This window comes from Methylobacterium sp. GC_Met_2 (assembly GCF_026540795.1).
Taxonomy (GTDB): Bacteria; Pseudomonadota; Alphaproteobacteria; order Rhizobiales; family Beijerinckiaceae; genus Methylobacterium.
The window spans coordinates 1-16,392 of record NZ_JALNUM010000128.1; the positions used below are offsets into that span (position 1 = coordinate 1).

The 16,392-nt window shown below is 65.5% G+C and carries 13 protein-coding genes and 1 pseudogene; 8 read left to right on the forward strand and 6 right to left on the reverse strand.

What is annotated here, in order from left to right:
- Positions 1–197: 197 nt before the first annotated feature.
- From OXS49_RS28330 to OXS49_RS28350, 5 genes and pseudogenes are all read right to left on the reverse strand, one after another.
- Positions 198–341 (reverse strand): annotated as a pseudogene (locus tag OXS49_RS28330) (IS3 family transposase); the annotation flags it as partial.
- A gap of 269 nt (positions 342–610) precedes the next feature.
- Entirely contained in the window at positions 611–1,501 is an 891-nt protein-coding gene (locus OXS49_RS28335) for an alpha/beta hydrolase (RefSeq protein WP_244006712.1), read from the reverse strand.
- 333 nt (positions 1,502–1,834) lie between these two features.
- On the reverse strand, positions 1,835–2,185 hold the full coding sequence (locus OXS49_RS28340; protein WP_267428001.1) for an Hpt domain-containing protein: 351 nt from the start codon (positions 2,183–2,185) through the stop codon (positions 1,835–1,837).
- A complete protein-coding gene (locus tag OXS49_RS28345; RefSeq protein ID WP_267428002.1) occupies positions 2,182–3,981 on the reverse strand; it encodes an ATP-binding protein in 1,800 nt (599 codons plus the stop codon). The genes OXS49_RS28340 and OXS49_RS28345 overlap by 4 nt, the downstream gene beginning before the upstream one ends.
- 454 nt (positions 3,982–4,435) lie before the next feature.
- Positions 4,436–5,383, reverse strand: coding sequence for a LysR family transcriptional regulator (locus OXS49_RS28350; protein ID WP_267428003.1), 948 nt, complete (start codon positions 5,381–5,383; stop codon positions 4,436–4,438).
- 143 nt (positions 5,384–5,526) lie between these two features.
- On the opposite strand from OXS49_RS28350, the gene dctA reads away from it, so the two are divergent.
- From dctA to OXS49_RS28390, 8 genes are all read left to right on the forward strand, one after another.
- Positions 5,527–6,858, forward strand: a complete 1,332-nt coding sequence (dctA, locus tag OXS49_RS28355; RefSeq protein WP_267428005.1) for a C4-dicarboxylate transporter DctA — start codon at positions 5,527–5,529, stop codon at positions 6,856–6,858.
- A gap of 56 nt (positions 6,859–6,914) precedes the next feature.
- Positions 6,915–8,078, forward strand: coding sequence for a mandelate racemase/muconate lactonizing enzyme family protein (locus tag OXS49_RS28360; RefSeq protein ID WP_244002480.1), 1,164 nt, complete (start codon positions 6,915–6,917; stop codon positions 8,076–8,078).
- A 698-nt stretch (positions 8,079–8,776) separates the two neighbouring features.
- Positions 8,777–10,996 (forward strand): TonB-dependent siderophore receptor, encoded by a 2,220-nt coding sequence (locus OXS49_RS28365; protein WP_267428007.1) that lies wholly within the window; start codon positions 8,777–8,779, stop codon positions 10,994–10,996.
- Between the two features lie 116 nt (positions 10,997–11,112).
- Positions 11,113–11,394 (forward strand): hypothetical protein, encoded by a 282-nt coding sequence (locus OXS49_RS28370; RefSeq protein ID WP_267428009.1) that lies wholly within the window; start codon positions 11,113–11,115, stop codon positions 11,392–11,394.
- A 437-nt stretch (positions 11,395–11,831) separates the two neighbouring features.
- Positions 11,832–12,542, forward strand: a complete 711-nt coding sequence (locus OXS49_RS28375) for a TIGR04282 family arsenosugar biosynthesis glycosyltransferase (protein WP_267428010.1) — start codon at positions 11,832–11,834, stop codon at positions 12,540–12,542.
- Positions 12,539–13,834 carry a glycosyltransferase 87 family protein gene (locus tag OXS49_RS28380; RefSeq protein WP_267428011.1) on the forward strand — a complete coding sequence of 432 codons (1,296 nt, stop codon included), beginning with the start codon at positions 12,539–12,541 and terminating at the stop codon, positions 13,832–13,834. Before OXS49_RS28375 ends, OXS49_RS28380 begins: the two co-directional genes overlap by 4 nt.
- Complete coding sequence (locus OXS49_RS28385; protein ID WP_244002493.1) at positions 13,831–14,904, forward strand: radical SAM protein; 1,074 nt, start codon at positions 13,831–13,833, stop codon at positions 14,902–14,904. Before OXS49_RS28380 ends, OXS49_RS28385 begins: the two co-directional genes overlap by 4 nt.
- Entirely contained in the window at positions 14,901–15,623 is a 723-nt protein-coding gene (locus OXS49_RS28390) for a glycosyltransferase family 2 protein (protein WP_267428012.1), read from the forward strand. Before OXS49_RS28385 ends, OXS49_RS28390 begins: the two co-directional genes overlap by 4 nt.
- 11 nt (positions 15,624–15,634) lie before the next feature.
- Here OXS49_RS28390 and OXS49_RS28395 read toward each other — a convergent pair whose 3' ends face one another.
- Positions 15,635–16,297 carry a DoxX family protein gene (locus OXS49_RS28395; protein WP_267428013.1) on the reverse strand — a complete coding sequence of 221 codons (663 nt, stop codon included), beginning with the start codon at positions 16,295–16,297 and terminating at the stop codon, positions 15,635–15,637.
- Positions 16,298–16,392: the final 95 nt, after the last annotated feature.

A 16,392-nucleotide genomic window follows, 5' to 3' on the forward strand; every position in this document is an offset into this window, starting at 1 on the left:
GCTGCTGAACCTCCCCGAGCAGTTTAGCTTAACCGCCGCCCCCTTGAACTGATGGCATAGCTGCCTGCTAAGGAAATCGATGGCGGCTTGGCTCTGGAGGGGACTCATTCTGTCGAGGGTATCGGCGGAAAGCGGTTGGCCTGGCCCTCGGAGCCGTCCCGACTGTAGGCCTCGTACCAGCGGTGGAACGTCGCTCAAATGATGCCGAGCTTGTTCAGGGTAGCGCGCGCCGGCAGGTGGGACTGCTCGAACAGCCGGATGATACCCAGCTTCTCGGGGGCATGGCACCTTATGCCGCGACCTGGCCGCACTCACGCTATTTTAAGCAGGCGGTTTTCCACCCAGCCGAGTCGCCAGCCTATCGTCCGAAGGCCCGAGAAAGATCGGTGGCGGCAATAGGCTCATGTCCGCACGTTCGCATCGCCCAGCGGAAACCAGCCTGTCAGTCTTCGGCCAGCTTCTGCTGGACCTTGGACGTCCGCTGCTTGGCTTCTGCATCCACAAGCGGACTGGCAGATTTCCACCCATCGCAGCCGTCGCGCTTCCGACCCTATCCGAACAATCGCCGACGGTAATTCGGCCCCGAAAAGCGGAGGCAGTCTCCACCCAACTAAGCTCGCAACGTCTCCTGGCGGAAGCGAAGGATCGCGCGAGCGACCGCATCCGGTTCTTCGCGCGCCGGGAAATGACCAACGGCAGGTAAGACCAATCGCTCGTAGCGGTTCTCAAACCAGCGGGCATCGTCAGCCGAGGCCGACGGCGGGTCGCACGCGTCAGCATCCCCTTGGATCATCAACGTCGGAACGCGGAGTTTGCCGGTGCGGGCAATCGTCTGATCGACGCCCGCATATCGCTCGTCGACGGCCTCAGGCAGCCACCGAGACCGATAGCCATGAAGCGTGATCGCTACCCAGTCGGGATTGAGGAAGCTCTCGGCAGCTCGAACGAACGCGGCCTCCTCGTACCATCCGGCAGGCGACCAGCTATCCCATTGCGCCCGAGCAAAGCCGATCGGGTCTGCCCGCACCCGCTCCGCGCCGCCATCGGTATTCATGTACCACTGATACCACCAACGACGCGCCTGCTTGAAATCAGGTGTCTCGAATCGACCGAAGGGTGCGTAGCCTATGGCGAGCACCGCGATCATTTCGAGCCGGTCTGGGATAAGCGCTGCCAAATTGTAAGCAGCGCGGCCACCCCAATCGTGCCCGATGACCATACATCGTTCGATGCCCAGACCATTCAGAAGATCGATAGCGTCCTGCGCAAGAACGAGCGCCCTGCCGTCGCGCAACGTCTCATTTGATAGGAACTGCGTGCCGCCGAAGCCGCGCAACCACGGAGCGATCGTGCGGAGACCGGCGTCGTGCAAATGTTGCTGAACGTTCACCATCCCAGACGGATCATCCGGCCAACCATGAAGCACAAGGACGGGCGGACCGTCGGGCGGTCCGCCTTCGTTGTAGCCGATGTCGAGAACGCCAGTCCGGAAACGCTTCATCTCACACTCCGTGCTGCGTCCCATGAGGAAACTAAGCGGATCGAATTGGGCTCTTAACGTCCCCTATACGGCAGGTTCCTCACGAAAGCTGCCCGACTGCTTTCCACCCAGCCCCGCCATTCAGAGTCGCTTTGTAACGCAACTTGATTTGGCCGTAAGCGGCAGGTCCATCGCCAAGAAAGACCACGGAGCAGGCGCATCGTCCTGAGCAAATATTGATCGGGGTTCGTCACAGATTATATGTAAAATTCCGGACTCGGAAAACTATTTGATGGGATTATTATTGCGGATCTCCACCAAAACAGCTGATAGAGCGCCCGTATTTCTGAGCAATCAACCCGCAAGACTCAAAGTTAGTTCAGAGCGAATGGTGGCGATACGGGCGACGGTCTCGGATGAGCGGGCGCGCAAGATTCCTAAAAGTACTGTGTGGTCCTCTTTCGAGCGGCAAACCGTTTCGACTTCTCTGCAAAGAGTTGCGAGTGAAGCGAAGCCCACCATGCTCGTAGCCGACACCATCGCGTGCGCATCCTCGGCGATTTGCTTGCGTTCGTGAGAGTGGGAGGACGGTCCGAACCGCTGCGTGAGTTCATCCGCCAGCATCGCAAGCAGGCCGACCATGCGCTCGTGGCCGACCATATCGCGCATCTCGTTGAAGACGGAGCTGTCGAGGTCCGAGATCACTGCCGCGTGTGCTCCATCCGAGGCCCAGCGAGCGACCACCGAGAGAAGCGCGTCTTGCCGAAACGGCTTGCCGATGTGATCGTCCATGCCCGCGGCGCGGAACTCTGCCACCTGTTCCGGCAGAACGTTGGCGTCATAGCTACGATCGGCATGCGCACGGCAGCACCCTCCAGGGCACGGATGTGCCGCGTGGCGCTCATGCCGTCCATTCCCGGCATCTGGATGTCCATCAGCACGAGGTCGTACGTCTTGACCTGCACCGCAGCCACCGCCGCGGCGCCGTCGCTGACCACGTCTACACTATGCCCGGCGCGTTCCAGGATCGCTCGGGCGAGATCCTGGTTCAGCGGAACATCCTCAGCCAACAACAGGCGTCGGCCGAAGCGACCACTGGAGTTGGACGAGGCCTCCAGGACGATAGCCGGTTCGCTTGCCACAGGGAGTTCGAGGGCGAACCAGAAGGTTGAGCCATGGTCAATCACGCTCTCGACGTCGATCGCCCCGCCCATGCGCTCAACAAGCGCTTTTGAGATCGCCAGACCAAGCCCGCTACCGCCGAAATCCCGTCCGATCGAGCCATCGACTTGGCTGAAGCGCTGAAACAGGCGGTCGCGCTTGTCCGCCGGTATGCCGATGCCGGTGTCTTGGACCGAACAGCGGAATTGGACCGCCCCCTCCTTCGAGCCGCTCAGGGTTACGCTTAAGTCGATCCTGCCCCGTGCGGTGAACTTCACGGCGTTGTTGAGCAGGTTCAGCAGCACCTGCCGCAATCGGTCCTCGTCGCCGATCAACCACATGGGCAACGCAGGATCTAAGCTGACGGCAAGCGTCAGTCCCTTTGCCTCGGCTAAGCCCCGAACGATCGAGACGGTGTTATCGACCAGGGCCACAGGCGCGAACGGCCGTGACGTAATCTCGACCTGCCCGGCCTCCAGTTTAGAGAAGTCGAGGATGTCGTTGACGACGGTTAGCAGTGCTGCGCCCGCCGTGCGGATACGCTCGGCATGTTGTCGCGCCCGGGGAGCGAGGTTCGGCTCCTCGCAGAGTAAGTCAGCGTAGCCGATCACCCCGTTGAGGGGTGTCCGGATCTCGTGGCTCATCGAGGCCAGGAACTCGGTTTTGGCTGCGCTGGCTTGCTCCGCCCTCTCGCGAGCCACTTGTTCGCGCAACCGTGCAAGCAAAAATACCCCAAGCAGCGTACAGCCAAGCGCGAGGGCCCCCGTAAGAGCCGCGATAATAGTCGCGGCCTTGATCTGCGCCCCATCAGCGGCCCACAAGCCATTAAGCGCCGCGGTGCTGCGCTCAGTGATCGCACGGGCTACAGCCTCGATCTCCTCCATGAGGATCTGGCCGGAGCCATTACGCACGATGCGAAGGGCCTCAGTTCCATTGTCATCCGCCATCATCACGGTCTGAGAAAGCTCTACAAGCTTAGAATCTATAAGCTTGTGCAGCTTCTCGACGAGTACACGGCCATCTGCGCCTCGAACCAAGTCGTCAAGCAGATAGAGGTTGCTCCGGGCTCGAGGGAGGCCGCGTTTGTAAGTGGCGAGGTAGCGCTCTTGCCCGGTCAAGAGATAACCGCGCTGGCCTGTCTCAGCAGCACGCACGCTCTCCAGCGTATCGGAAGTAGCGCGCAGCACGCCCGTCAAACGCGCAACCTCGGTCCGGCTATCCGCGAGATTGGCAACGTTCAGTGCGAGCGTTGCCGCACTCGCGAGGGTCAGTAGTAGTGCGGCCAGCAGCGCGCTGGCCCCGACCCCAGCTGCACCAAGTCTATGAATGCGTAAAAGCAATTAGAACACTCGGCTATCCAGGGGTCCCTGAGGCTCATGGCGTTGTGCCCCCCCCTTAAGTCCAAAAGGTTACGCTAATTCTTCAAGCCTTAGCCGGCAGCCCCTTATCGGATCCTCCCCCCGGCCAATCGGACGACGCGACGCAGCCGGGGCGATCAGTTCGGTGGTGCGAAGCCCCCCGCTGGATCGGGCGGTGGCAAGGAGGCCGCACCAAAGGATTCGGAGCTACCGTTCGTGGGCATGTCCGCTTCGAGGCATTCGCTGTCCAAAAGCGGACCAGCGGCAATCCACCCTTCCCGGATATTCTGGGATGGGTCCAAGCGTCAGTTCGACCACTGGCGCGCACGATCAATGCGTTTCGACACGGTCTCGGTCGAAGACGGAACGTCGGCTTCGGGGCAAACGCCCGATTGGTCGCGAAATCGATGGTTTGGAGGGGCCGAGGAACGCTCGATCAGGCACCTGAGGCCCGTAAGCCGGCATCCGCTCGATGAATGTCAGATCGGGAACCCCGCTCGAGCAAGTGATCCCACAGCCTGTCGGCGGCCTCGTTCCGGCATTCCAGGGACCGGAACAGCCTGATCTCGATGGTTATGTCGAACCGTTCGGGCCCGGCGCGGACGAGAAGCCCGCGGGCCAGGTCTTCGGCCGCGAGGGTTTGCGGCAGCCACGCGATGCCGTCCCCGTTTCGCGCCATGGTCATGAGCGCCGCCGCGAGGTGGGAGGTGACCGCGGTGGACGTGTGGCTGTGCTGCCGGTCCCGACAGGCCGCGAGGATGCGTCCGAGGCCCGACGCTTGGCTGTAACCCAGATGGGGGACCGGCGCCGCCGCCGTTCCGGGAAGCGACCATGACGGACCGTCGTCGGGCCCCGGCACACAGAGCGGCACCAGGACGTCGTCTCCGACGGGAAGGCTCGGGAATCGGTCGGCCTCGAACCGCGTCCGTGCGTCCGAATGGTAGTGGCAGAGGAGGAAATGTACCTCGCCTGAGAGCAGGATGCCCTCGCAGGCCTCCATGCTGTCCGAGATCAGGTTGAGGGTGCCGAGCGCTTGCCGCTGCATCACCCCCCGGATCCAGTTCGGGAAGAACGTGAACGACAGGGCGTGGGTCGCCGCAATCGACAGCGTCGCCGTATCGCGCAGGTCCGCTGCCTGCGCGTCGCGCCGGGCGCGTTCCAGGTCCCGCAAAAGCGCGTGGGCCGCCGGCTGGAACTCGGCGCCTGCCGGCGTCAGGGAAGTCCCATGGGCGCCGCGGACGAACAGGGCGGTGCCGACCCAATCCTCCAGGGCGCGGACGCGCCGGCTGAAGGCGGGCTGGGACACGTGCCGAACCTCGGCCGCGCGCGAGAACGACCTCTGTTCCGCCAAGGCCAGGAAGTCCTTAAGCCAATCCAGGTCCATGCCCGATACCATCCACGCATAGCGTATTCCGAACATGGCATTGGCCTCGCGAGGGTGTCCAGGCTTATGCATCCCCCAAAGCCCCCGCCAGAGGGGCTTCGTATTCCGTCGAGCGACCGGCGGCGAAGGGGAGGAGACACGCCATGAAATCATGGTTCGGCCGTCTTTATATCCAGGTCTTCATCGCCATCGTCTTCGGCGCCCTGGTCGGTTATTTCCTGCCGGACGTCGGCATTACGCTGCAGCCCCTCGCCGACGGCTTCATCAAGCTGATCAAGATGCTGCTCGCGCCGGTGATCTTCGGCACCATCGTCGTCGGCATCGCCAAGATGGGCAGCATGAAAGAGGTCGGTCGCATCGGCGTGCGGGCGCTCCTCTACTTCGAGGTCGTCTCGACCCTGGCGCTGGTCATCGGCCTCGTCGTCGTGAACGTGATGCGGCCCGGCGTCGGCATGAACATCGACGCCTCGCACATCAACGGCAGCGCCATCGCGGGCTACGCCAAGACGGCTGAGGCCCAGCCCGGCCTCGTCGGCTTCCTGATGGATATCATCCCGACGACGATGGTGGATGCGTTCGCCAAGGGGGCGATGCTGCAGATCATCCTGGTCTCGGTGCTGCTGGGCCTCGCCCTGGTGCAGGCGGGCGAGCGCGGCAAGCCCGTGGTCGTCGTCGTCGACAGCTTGCTCGACGCCTTGTTCCGCATCGTCGCGATGGTCATGCGGCTCGCACCCGTCGGGGCCGGAGCCGGCGTCGCCTTCACCATAGGCAAGTATGGCCTCGCCACCGTCTGGTCGCTCGCCTACCTCATGCTCGGGGTCTACGTGACCTCGATCCTGTTCATCGGCCTCGTGCTCGGCTCGGTCTGCGCCTGGACCGGGTTCCCGCTCATCAAGGTCCTTGGCTACTTCAAGGACGAGATCCTCATCACCTTCGGCACCTGCTCCACCGAAGCCGTGTTGCCGCGCATGCTGGCCAAGCTGGAGCGCCTCGGCTGCGAGAAGTCGGTGGCCGGGTTGGTGCTTCCGACCGGCTACACCTTCAACGCCGACGGCACCTGCATCTACCTGACCATGGCGGCGATCTTCGTCGCCCAGGCCACCAACACCCCGCTCGGGATCGGCGACCAGCTCGTGGTGCTCGGCGTGCTGTTGCTGACCTCGAAGGGGTCGGCCGGCGTGGCCGGCGCCGGGTTCGTCACGCTCGCCGCGACGCTGTCGAGCATCCACACCGTCCCGGTCGCCGGCCTCGTCCTCCTGCTCGGCGTCGACCGCTTCATGAACGAGGCGCGGGCGGTGACCAACCTGATCGGCAACGCGGTGGCGACCATCGTCGTCGCGAAGTGGGAGGGTGCCTTCGACTTGGCCAAGGCCGAGGACGCCTATCGCAACCGGGCGGAGGTCGCCGCCGAGGGCCCCGTCCCCGAGACCGAAGCCGGACCCGCCCTGCCCATCCCCGTGCCGGAGGCGTCGTAAGCCCCGGCCGTCCCGAACCCCTTTTTTAACCCGCCCCGAACTTGAGGAGAGCACCCATGCGCATCGTCGACGTCTGCGAGGTCACCAAGCCGATCTCGTCCCCCATCCGCAACGCCTACATCGACTTCACGAAGATGACAGCGAGCCTCGTGGCCGTGGTCACCGACGTCGAGCGAGAGGGGCGCCGGGTGGTCGGCTACGGCTTCAACTCGAACGGTCGCTACGGCCAGGGCGGCCTGATCCGCGAGCGGTTCAAGAACCGCATCCTGGAGGCCGACCCGAAGAGTGTCCTCAATGAGGTCGGCGACAACCTCGACCCGCACAAGCTGTGGGCCGCGATGATGACCAACGAGAAGCCCGGCGGCCACGGCGAGCGCTCGGTGGCGGTGGGCACCCTCGACATGGCGATCTGGGACGCGACCGCGAAGATCGCAGGCAAGCCGCTGTTCCGAATGCTCGCCGAGCAGAAGGGCATCGAGGCCAATCCGCGTGTGTTCGTCTACGCGGCCGGCGGTTACTACTACCCGGGCAAGGATTACGGTGCCCTACGGGCCGAGATGCGCGGCTATCTCGACCGCGGCTACAACGTCGTGAAGATGAAGATCGGCGGCGCGCCCATCGACGAGGACCAGCGCCGCATCGAGGCGGTGCTGAAGGAGATCGAGGGGCAGGCGCAACTCGCGGTGGACGTGAACGGTCGGTTCGACCTGGAGACCGCCATTGCCTACGCCAAGATGCTGCGGGAGTACCCGCTGTTCTGGTACGAGGAGGTCGGGGACCCGCTCGACTATGCCCTGCAGGCGGCGCTGTCGGAGTTCTATCCGGGCCCGATGGCGACCGGCGAGAACCTGTTCTCGCACCAGGACGCCCGCAACCTCCTGCGCTACGGCGGCCTGCGGCCGGATCGCGACTGGCTGCAGTTCGACTGCGCCCTGTCCTACGGTCTCGTCGAGTACCTACGCACCCTCGACGTGCTGCACCAGTTCGGCTGGTCGCCGTCCCGCTGCATTCCGCACGGCGGACACCAGATGTCGCTCAATATCGCGGCGGGTCTCGGGCTCGGCGGCAATGAGAGCTACCCGGACCTGTTCCAGCCCTACGGCGGCTTCCCGGACGGGGTGAAGGTCGAGGACGGGCACATCGTCATGCCCGAGCTTCCCGGCATCGGCTTCGAGGGCAAGTCCGACCTGATCAAGGTCATGCGCGAGCTCGCGGAGTAGGCACTGCAGGCCGGGACGTGTCGGAGGGAGCGGCTCGGCTTGCCGGACGCCAGTGACCAGCGCCATCCCGGCTGACGAGGGCCGAGACGGCGCCCAGCCGCTATCCCAGCACGGACGACGCATCCCTGACGACCTCGACGCGTCCATCCCGGTCATGGCCGCCCACGAGCGACCAGAGGTGCTCCGCGCCCAGGATTTGCCGGGCCCGCGGTAGGTAGAGGCATATCTCGACCGGGATGTCGCCGTTAGGACGGGCGACACGCACCAACCGGCCACTGGCCGCTTCGGAGGCGCCTCACCGGGAAAGCGGACGGTCCGATAACGACCCAACCCAGTCACTCGGACCGCCGTCGGCACTTCTCCAAAGCGGCCATTAGTCAGCCGCCCAGCAACTTCGGCTAGGAGTGGGAAGCAGGAGCTGACGTAACGTTTGGAAGGGGACCTTCAACTCCGCCCTTGGCTCAGTCGTTCGGGGTGATGCAGTTGGCATTTTTAGGATCTCCCACGGTCGGACACCATTTGGGGCAGCTCGCTTTTGCGCAGGACCAGCGGGTCCTTAATAAGCTCCAGCTTAGAACGTCTTCAGATTTGAACAGTTGTAAGTGTGTGATTTAGAACACCTTTTCGGCTTGATCAACGATCCGTGAACGGTGATTACACTGGAATTGCGCCGCTCAAGGCGCGTGTCAGCGTGATCTATGTCTCACCGTTCCTTGCTCCTCGCCGTCCTTCTCGCCAGCACCGCCCTGGCGGGCGCCTCCGCAGCGCAAGATAGGACCATCGAGCTCAATGAGATCTCAGTCGACGCGGCAGGACCCAGCATCTCCGCCCCGGGACCGGTGGGCTCAGGCGGCCTCAACGTCAGTGCGGGCGACGGCGGCACGGCCGCCACCAGCGGCGGTGGCGGTGGCCCGTCTGGCATCACTGGCTACACTGCTCGCGTGACGACTGCGGGAACGAAGACCAACACGCCCATCATCGAAACGCCCCAATCGATCTCGGTCGTCACCCGCGAGCAGCTCAACGACCGCAACGTCCAGACCCTGAGCGATGCGATCAACTACGTCCCCGGCGCCATCTCCGCCCGGTCGGGCTTCGACCCACGCTTCGACCAGATCTTCATCCGCGGCTTCGACGTGCTCACCAACCAGGGGACTTACCGCGACGGCCTGCGCGTGATCGGCAGCGGGTTCATCTTCCCGCGCATCGAGCCTTACGGCGCGGAGGCCGTGACCATCCTGCGCGGGCCGTCCGCCGGCCTCTACGGCCTCGGCTCGCCGGGCGGCATTCTCGACATCACGAGCAAGCGCCCCGTCTTCGTGCCGTTCGGCGAGGTCCAGTTCCAGGCCGGCAGCTTCGACCGCTTCCAGGGCAACTTCGACGTCGGCGGCCCGATCGAGGGGTCGGGCGGCACCATGGCCTACCGGCTGACCGGCCTACGCCGCGAGGCAGGCACCTTCATCGGCCTCGGCACCAACGACGACCGGTTCAACATCGCGCCCGCCTTCACCTGGAAACCCGACGCGGCTACGACGTTCACGTTCCTGAGCGAGTTCCAGACGACCAACACGCCGGCCACGACATTCTACTACAACTACCCGGGTTTCCGGGCGAGCCCGTACTACATGGGCGATCCGGCCTTCGCCGGTCTCAACCAGACGCAGTATCGCGTCGGCTACGCCTTCGAGCATTTCATCACGCCCGATTTGGTCTTTCGCCAGAACTTCCGACATTACGGCGTCTTTCTCACTGGAAAGTACGTCGACATCAACGGCATCAACGACGCGAACACGATTGGCACGCGCGACACCGGCTACATCCGCGAGGGCTTGGTGCAGCAGACGCTGGACAACCAGCTGGAAGCGCGCTTCGCCACCGGCCCGGTCGCCCACACAGTGGTCGGGGGCGTCGACTACGCCCGGTACAGCCTGAGCCAGCGCCTCGGCTTCGGCCTTGCCCCGGACCTGAACCTGATCACGCGGAACTACGGCCAGCAGTTCATCGCGACACCGACCCTCGGATCCGCCGCGCGCCAGACCCAGGAGCAGATCGGCGTCTATCTGCAGGATCAGGCCAAGTTCGGCGACTTCATCCTGACCCTGAACGGACGACATGATTGGGTCTTCCAGGACAATTTCGCCACCCCCGACAGCGCGGTCTCAAGCCAGAACAACAGCGCGTTCACGGGCCGGGTCGGACTGGGTTACGTCCTGGCGCCGGGCCTCGTGCCCTATGCCAGCTACGCCACGACCTTCACCCCGCAGGTGGGCCTCGACCGGAACGGACAGGCGTTCAAGCCGGCGACCGGTGATCAAATCGAGGCGGGCGTGAAGTACCTGATCCCCGGCACCAACATCCAAACCGCGTTTGCCGGCTTCGACATCACCCAGTCGAACATCCTGATCCCCGACGCGTCCTCCCTCGCGTTCCAGACTGCCGGCGGTGCCGTGCGCTCTAAAGGGTTCGAGGCCGAGGCGACCGCCAATCTCGCCCCGGGCACGAACTTGACCATCGCCTACACGCACGTCGACATCCGGTTCGTGAACTCGGTCTCGTTCACCGGCCAGTCGCTCGCCGGCAACCTCGTCTCGGGTATCCCCCAGGATACCTACGCGTCGTTCCTGACCTACGCGTTCCCACCGTCGTCGGCTCTGCGCGGCCTGCAGATCGGCGGTGGCATCCGCTACATCGGTGCGAGCTTCGCCGACGATCAGAACACGGTGCGCAACACTGCCGTCACGCTCTACGACGCCTTGGTCGCCTACGACTTTGCGGCCCTCGATCCGAAGTACAAGGGCTTCCGCGCGCAGCTCAACGGCTACAACATTTTCGATCGGAACTACCAGACCTGCTCGTTTGGGTTCTGCAATCGCAACCAGCCGGCGACGGTCATCGGCAGCCTGATCTACCGGTGGTGAGCGGCCCCGCCTTCAACGGCTGGGTATTCGAGTGCTGAACCGTTACATCAGCACGACGACCGCGGCGCGCTGCATGGCGGGCTGCGGTTCAGACGACACTGGCGTGAGAGGATGCCGTGCACGAGATCGATCTGACCCCAACTTACCAGGATACCCTTCGTCTCGCGCAGCTCCGGAAGCAGGCGAAGCGCCTCGGATTGAAGTTGTCGAAGTCGCGCTGGCGTCAGTCTTATGTTCGGAACCGCGGCGGCCTGATCCTCCTCGATAGCCGGGACGAGGTCGTCGCAGGGGACGGCTACAGTCTCAATCTGGCGGCGGCCGAGAGGATCTTGTCCGTCATGGCCGATCAAATGCCATCTTCGATGCCACGATCAATGGAACGTATGGGGTCGGCATAGAAGGCTTTGCTCAATAGACATCCCACTGCCGGTAAGCAGACCTGTCCGAGATCCTAGAGGGGTCGGAAGCGGGCCCAGCGGCTATGTCCGCTTCGATGCATCCGCCGCCCTGAAGCAGACCGGCTGAAAACCACCCAACACAGACGTCCAGGGGCACCGATGAGCGAGACCGGAAGCGGCTTGTCCGCTTCCATGTGTGGCCATGGCAAGAGCGGACGGCCCTTCTCCCGAAGACTCACGCAACAGCATGCTTTCGGTCTGTATGGGATTTGAATGGCCCGATGCAGGCAGCTCGCGGAGCCTCAGCAGCAGCGTGAGCCAGATCCGACCTCATTTTGTGATTTGGCTTTCCAGCAAGGATTTGCTCTGCCTTTGCCGCGGATGCAACGTCCCATCACAGCTTCAGGCACGCGGCGCTGCGCCGACATGGGGGACGCATGACGGCAGCGCTCGGGATCATGTGCAAGGCCCCGCGTCCCGGCCTGACCAAGACGCGCCTTGCCGCACGCCTTGGTCCAGAAAAGGCCGCCCGTCTCTCCGCCTGTTTCCTTGAGGATGTCGCTGCTGTCGTGCTCGCGGTCCCAGAGGCGCTGGGCAGGCAGGGATACGGCATCTATGCACCCGCAGGATCAGAGGCGGAGCTCGCCGCGATCCTGCCGCCCGCCTTTCGCCTGCTGCTGCAGGAGGGATCCGATTTCGGGGTCATCCTCGCAACGGCCGTGCGCCGTCTTTTGACCGAACAGGCGCACGACTGTGTCATGCTGATCAACGCCGACTCGCCGACCCTGCCCGCCGCGCTGCTCACGAAGACAATCGTCTCCCTGCGGCGCCCCGGGGACCGCGTGGTGCTCGGGCCCGCCATCGACGGCGGCTACACGCATATCGGGCTGAAAGCCGACCATCCCGAACTGTTCGTCGGCATCCCGTGGAGCACGGACGCGGTGCTGGCCCGTACGCTGGAGCGGGCTGCCGGCATCAGCTTGGAGGCCGAGGTGCTTCCCCCCTGGTACGACATCGACGATGCGGCGACGTTTCGCCTCCTCCTGGACGAGATCGCGGGCATTCCGCCCGCTTTCGCGGCGGACGGCATCGTCGGGGGTCAGGCGCCCGCGACGCGCGCGCTGCTGACCCAAGGGCGGGACGCGTGAGCCCTGTCCGTCGCCTGACGGCCCTCGGGATCGCCGGAACCGTGCTGATCGGGCTCGGCATGCCGCTCCTTCGGGGCTTCGGCGACGATGCGTTCCTGGCGCTCGCCTGCGCCGGCGGCGTGATCGCCGCTTTGGCGGCCGGCACGCAGGACACCGCGGGATCTCGGGCGCTGGCCGTCATCGTCGGGGCCGGCCTCGCCATGCGCCTCCTTGCGCTGTCCGCACCGCCGATCCTGTCGACCGACATCTTCCGCTACGTCTGGGACGGGATGGTGCAGGGCGCCGGGATCAATCCCTACCGCTATGTGCCGGCCGATCCGAGTTTGGCGTTCCTGCGCGATGCGCAGGTCTACCCGTTCATCAACCGCGCCGATTACGCGGTGACCATCTACCCCCCGGTCGCGCAGGCCTTCTTCTTCCTCGTCACCCGCTTCTCGGCGAGCCCGCTCGCGATCAAGGTCGCCCTCGTGGCGTGCGAGGGCGTGACGATCTGCGCCCTGATCGGTCTGCTGCGCCTCACGGGACAGCCGGAAACCCGAGTGGCGGCCTACGCTTGGCATCCGCTCCCGGTCTGGGAGATTGCGGGCGAGGGCCATGTCGACGGTTTGATGATCGCCCTGATGATGCTCGGCCTGTGGCTGGCGCTGGCCGTCGGCCGGCGCTACGCGGGTGCGGCCTCCGTCGTGCTGGCGGCGCTGGCCAAGCCGTTCGCCCTGATCGCGCTGCCCGGCCTGTGGCGGCCCTGGGACTGGCGGATGGTCGCCCTCGTGCCGGTCGTCATGGCGCTCGCCTATCTGCCCTACCTGTCCGTCGGAAGCGGCGTGCTTGGCTTCCTCGCCACGGGCTACGCCGACGAGCAGGGCCTGTCGTCGGGCTCGGGTTTCACGCTGCTGCGGCTCTGGCGGCAGTCGGTCGGCGAGTGGCCGCACGATACCCAGGTCTACCTCGCCGTCTGCCTCGTGATCCTGACGGTGCTGGCGCTGCGGACCGGGTTTCGAAGAAGCCGGACGCCGGAGCGGAGCCTGTGCGACATCAATGGTTCGATTGTGATGTTACTCTTCCTGCTCTCGCCCGAATTCCCATGGTATCTTCTGATGGCTGTGCCATTTTTAAGTGTTGCCGCCACGCTTCCGGGTTGGGTCCTCACGGTGGGAGGCTTCATGCTCTACGACGTCGTTCCTGGCGATCCGCAGCTCTCCTATGACGCCCGCTCGGCGATCCTCGCTGCCCTGGTGGCGGCTGCGGCGCTGGTGCAGGTCCGAATCCGCCGCCGCCCCGGGCTCACTCGATGACCACGGCCACCCACCCCGTCACGCCGGCCGTCGACCCGCGACGCTACCACGAAGCGGCGCCGCGGACGGTCGAGACCTCCGTCGAGCGCATGCCGGTTTGCCTCTATCTGGAGGTAACGAACCGCTGCAACCTGCTCTGCACCACCTGTCCGCGCACCTATGTCGAGCTCGAGCCGCCGGCCGACATGAGCTGGGACCTGTTCACGCGCATCGTCGATCAGGTGCCGGATCTCAGCCGCGCCGTGCTCCACGGGGTCGGCGAACCGATGCTGGTCAAGGATTTGCCCCGCATGGTCCGCTACCTCAAAGATCGCGGAACCTACGTCCTGTTCAACACCAACGGCACGGTCCTGTCGGAGAAGAACGGGCGGGCCCTGATCGAGGCTGGCCTGGACGAATTGCGCGTCTCGCTCGACGCCTCCACCCGCGCCTCCTACATCGCGGTGCGCGGCAAGGACTATTTCGAGCGGATCCTGAAGAACGTCCGGGCCTTCCGGGCGCTGCAGGAGCGCGAGGGCTATGCGAAGCCACGGGTCTCGGCTTGGCTCACGGGCCTCAAAGAGACCCTGCCGGAGCTGCCCGCCTTCGTGCGGGTTGCGGCCGAGGCCGGCGTGAAGGAGGTCTACCTCCAGCGGCTGGTCTACTTCGCAGACGACGCCCTCGGCATGGCGCGACCGGATCAGGCCCTCTACGAGCGCATGGCGGCGGACGAGTCCCATTACCTCGCCGAGGCAGAGGCGGTCGCGCGCGCCCTCGGGCTCACCTTCTCGGCCTCGGGGGCGGCGAGCGAGCCGGGGATGAGCCTGCGCCGCAACACCGACGGCTCGCCCTGGTCGCTATGCCGCCGGCCCTGGAACGTCATGTACGTCACCGCCAACGGCCGGGCGCTGCCGTGCTGCATCGCGCCGTTCTCGCAGCGCGGCTACGAGAACTACACCCTCGGCGACGCCACGCAGGACACCCTGCGGGCGATCTGGAACGGCCCGGCCTACACGGATTTCCGGGCCGCCCTGCTCTCTGACACGCCGCCGCAGGCCTGCGGCAATTGCGGGCTTCGCTGGAGCCTGTGACCGCAGCAGCCTTCGTCACGGCCGTCGTGCCCTGCCTCGACGAGGAAACCGCGATCGGCGGCGTTGTCGCGGGGCTTCTGGCGAACGGGGCCGACGCGGTCCTCGTCGTCGATGGCGGCTCGCGGGACGCCACCCAGGCGCGGGCGGCCGCAGCGGGCGGGCGCGTGATCCTGGAGCGCCGCCGCGGTTACGGAAGGGCGATCCAGACCGGGATCGCCGCGTTGCCGCCGGAGACCCGCATCATCCTATTCGTCGATGGCGACGGCAGCGACCGGCTCGATCGCGTCCCGGCCCTCCTCGATCCGATCCGCGCGGGCCGGGCGGAATTCGTGCACGGCTCCCGGATCCTTGGTGATCGCGAGCCGGGCGCCATGAGCCCCCAGCAGATCGTCGCCGGCCATCTCGCGGGCTGGCTGCTGCGGCTCACCTACGGCGCGCGCTTCACCGACATGTCCCCCTTCCGAGCGATCCGCCGCGACGCGCTGGAGCGCCTCGGCATGCGGGACGAGACCTACGGCTGGAACTTGGAGATGCTGATGCGCGCCGCCGCGGCGGGCCTGCGCTGCGAGGAGGTCGCCGTCGGGCAGCGCCCGCGGCAGGGCGGCGCCTCGAAGGTTTCGGGGGACTGGCGGGTGGGGATGCGCGCCGCCCGGTCCATCGGCACGACCTTCCTGCGCCTCGCCCGGGCCCTGTCCCGCGAGGGGCGCCGATCCGTCTGACTCGCCGCCCCTCAGGTCGCGACGCGGACGAGGCCGGCGGCCCATCCGAATGTGAGGCCGGGGGGGTACCGGCGGCGCAGCGCGGCGTCGAGGCCCAGGCTCCGGCCCGCCGCGAAGACGCTGAACAGGGCCATAAGACCGCCGAGGAAGACGTAGGTCCACGGCCATTCCTGCGGGTGCAGGTACAGGCCGAGCCACAGCTGGGCGACGAACGCGACACCGATCGCTCCGACGATCCGGACGCCGAGCCCGAGCAGCAGCGACACCGCGAAGGTCAATTCCGTGAAGAACACCAGCACGTCCAGGACGTAGAAGTTCGGCGTCGGCAGCAGCACACCCTTCACGAATTCCCGGTGGATCGCGAAGGCGGCGTTCGTCACCTCCTCGCCGGTCCAGTAGTACAGCCCGTTCTCGGTGGAGAAGAGCGGCAGCTTCCAGAGCATGCCCTGGAACCACATGCCGCCGATCAGGACGCGCAGCACCCACAGGGTGACGTCGCGGCCGGTCCGCTGGGCCGGGTCCTCGATCCACTCGCGGATCGCAATGACGATGCTGGCCAGGATCAGCAGCGCGAGACCGGCGGCGACCAGCCAGCGCCCCCAACCGAGGGCGACTTCGTCGCTCTGCTGCCCGATCAGGAACAGCCACGTGTCGGTGAAGGGGTCCGTCCGCATCGCATCGATCCTCTCAAGGGCTACGCGCCATCAGGTACAGGCGGCCCGCAGTGGCGGGTCGGCCACGGACCCGGGCAGGGGCTTGGACAGGCGTG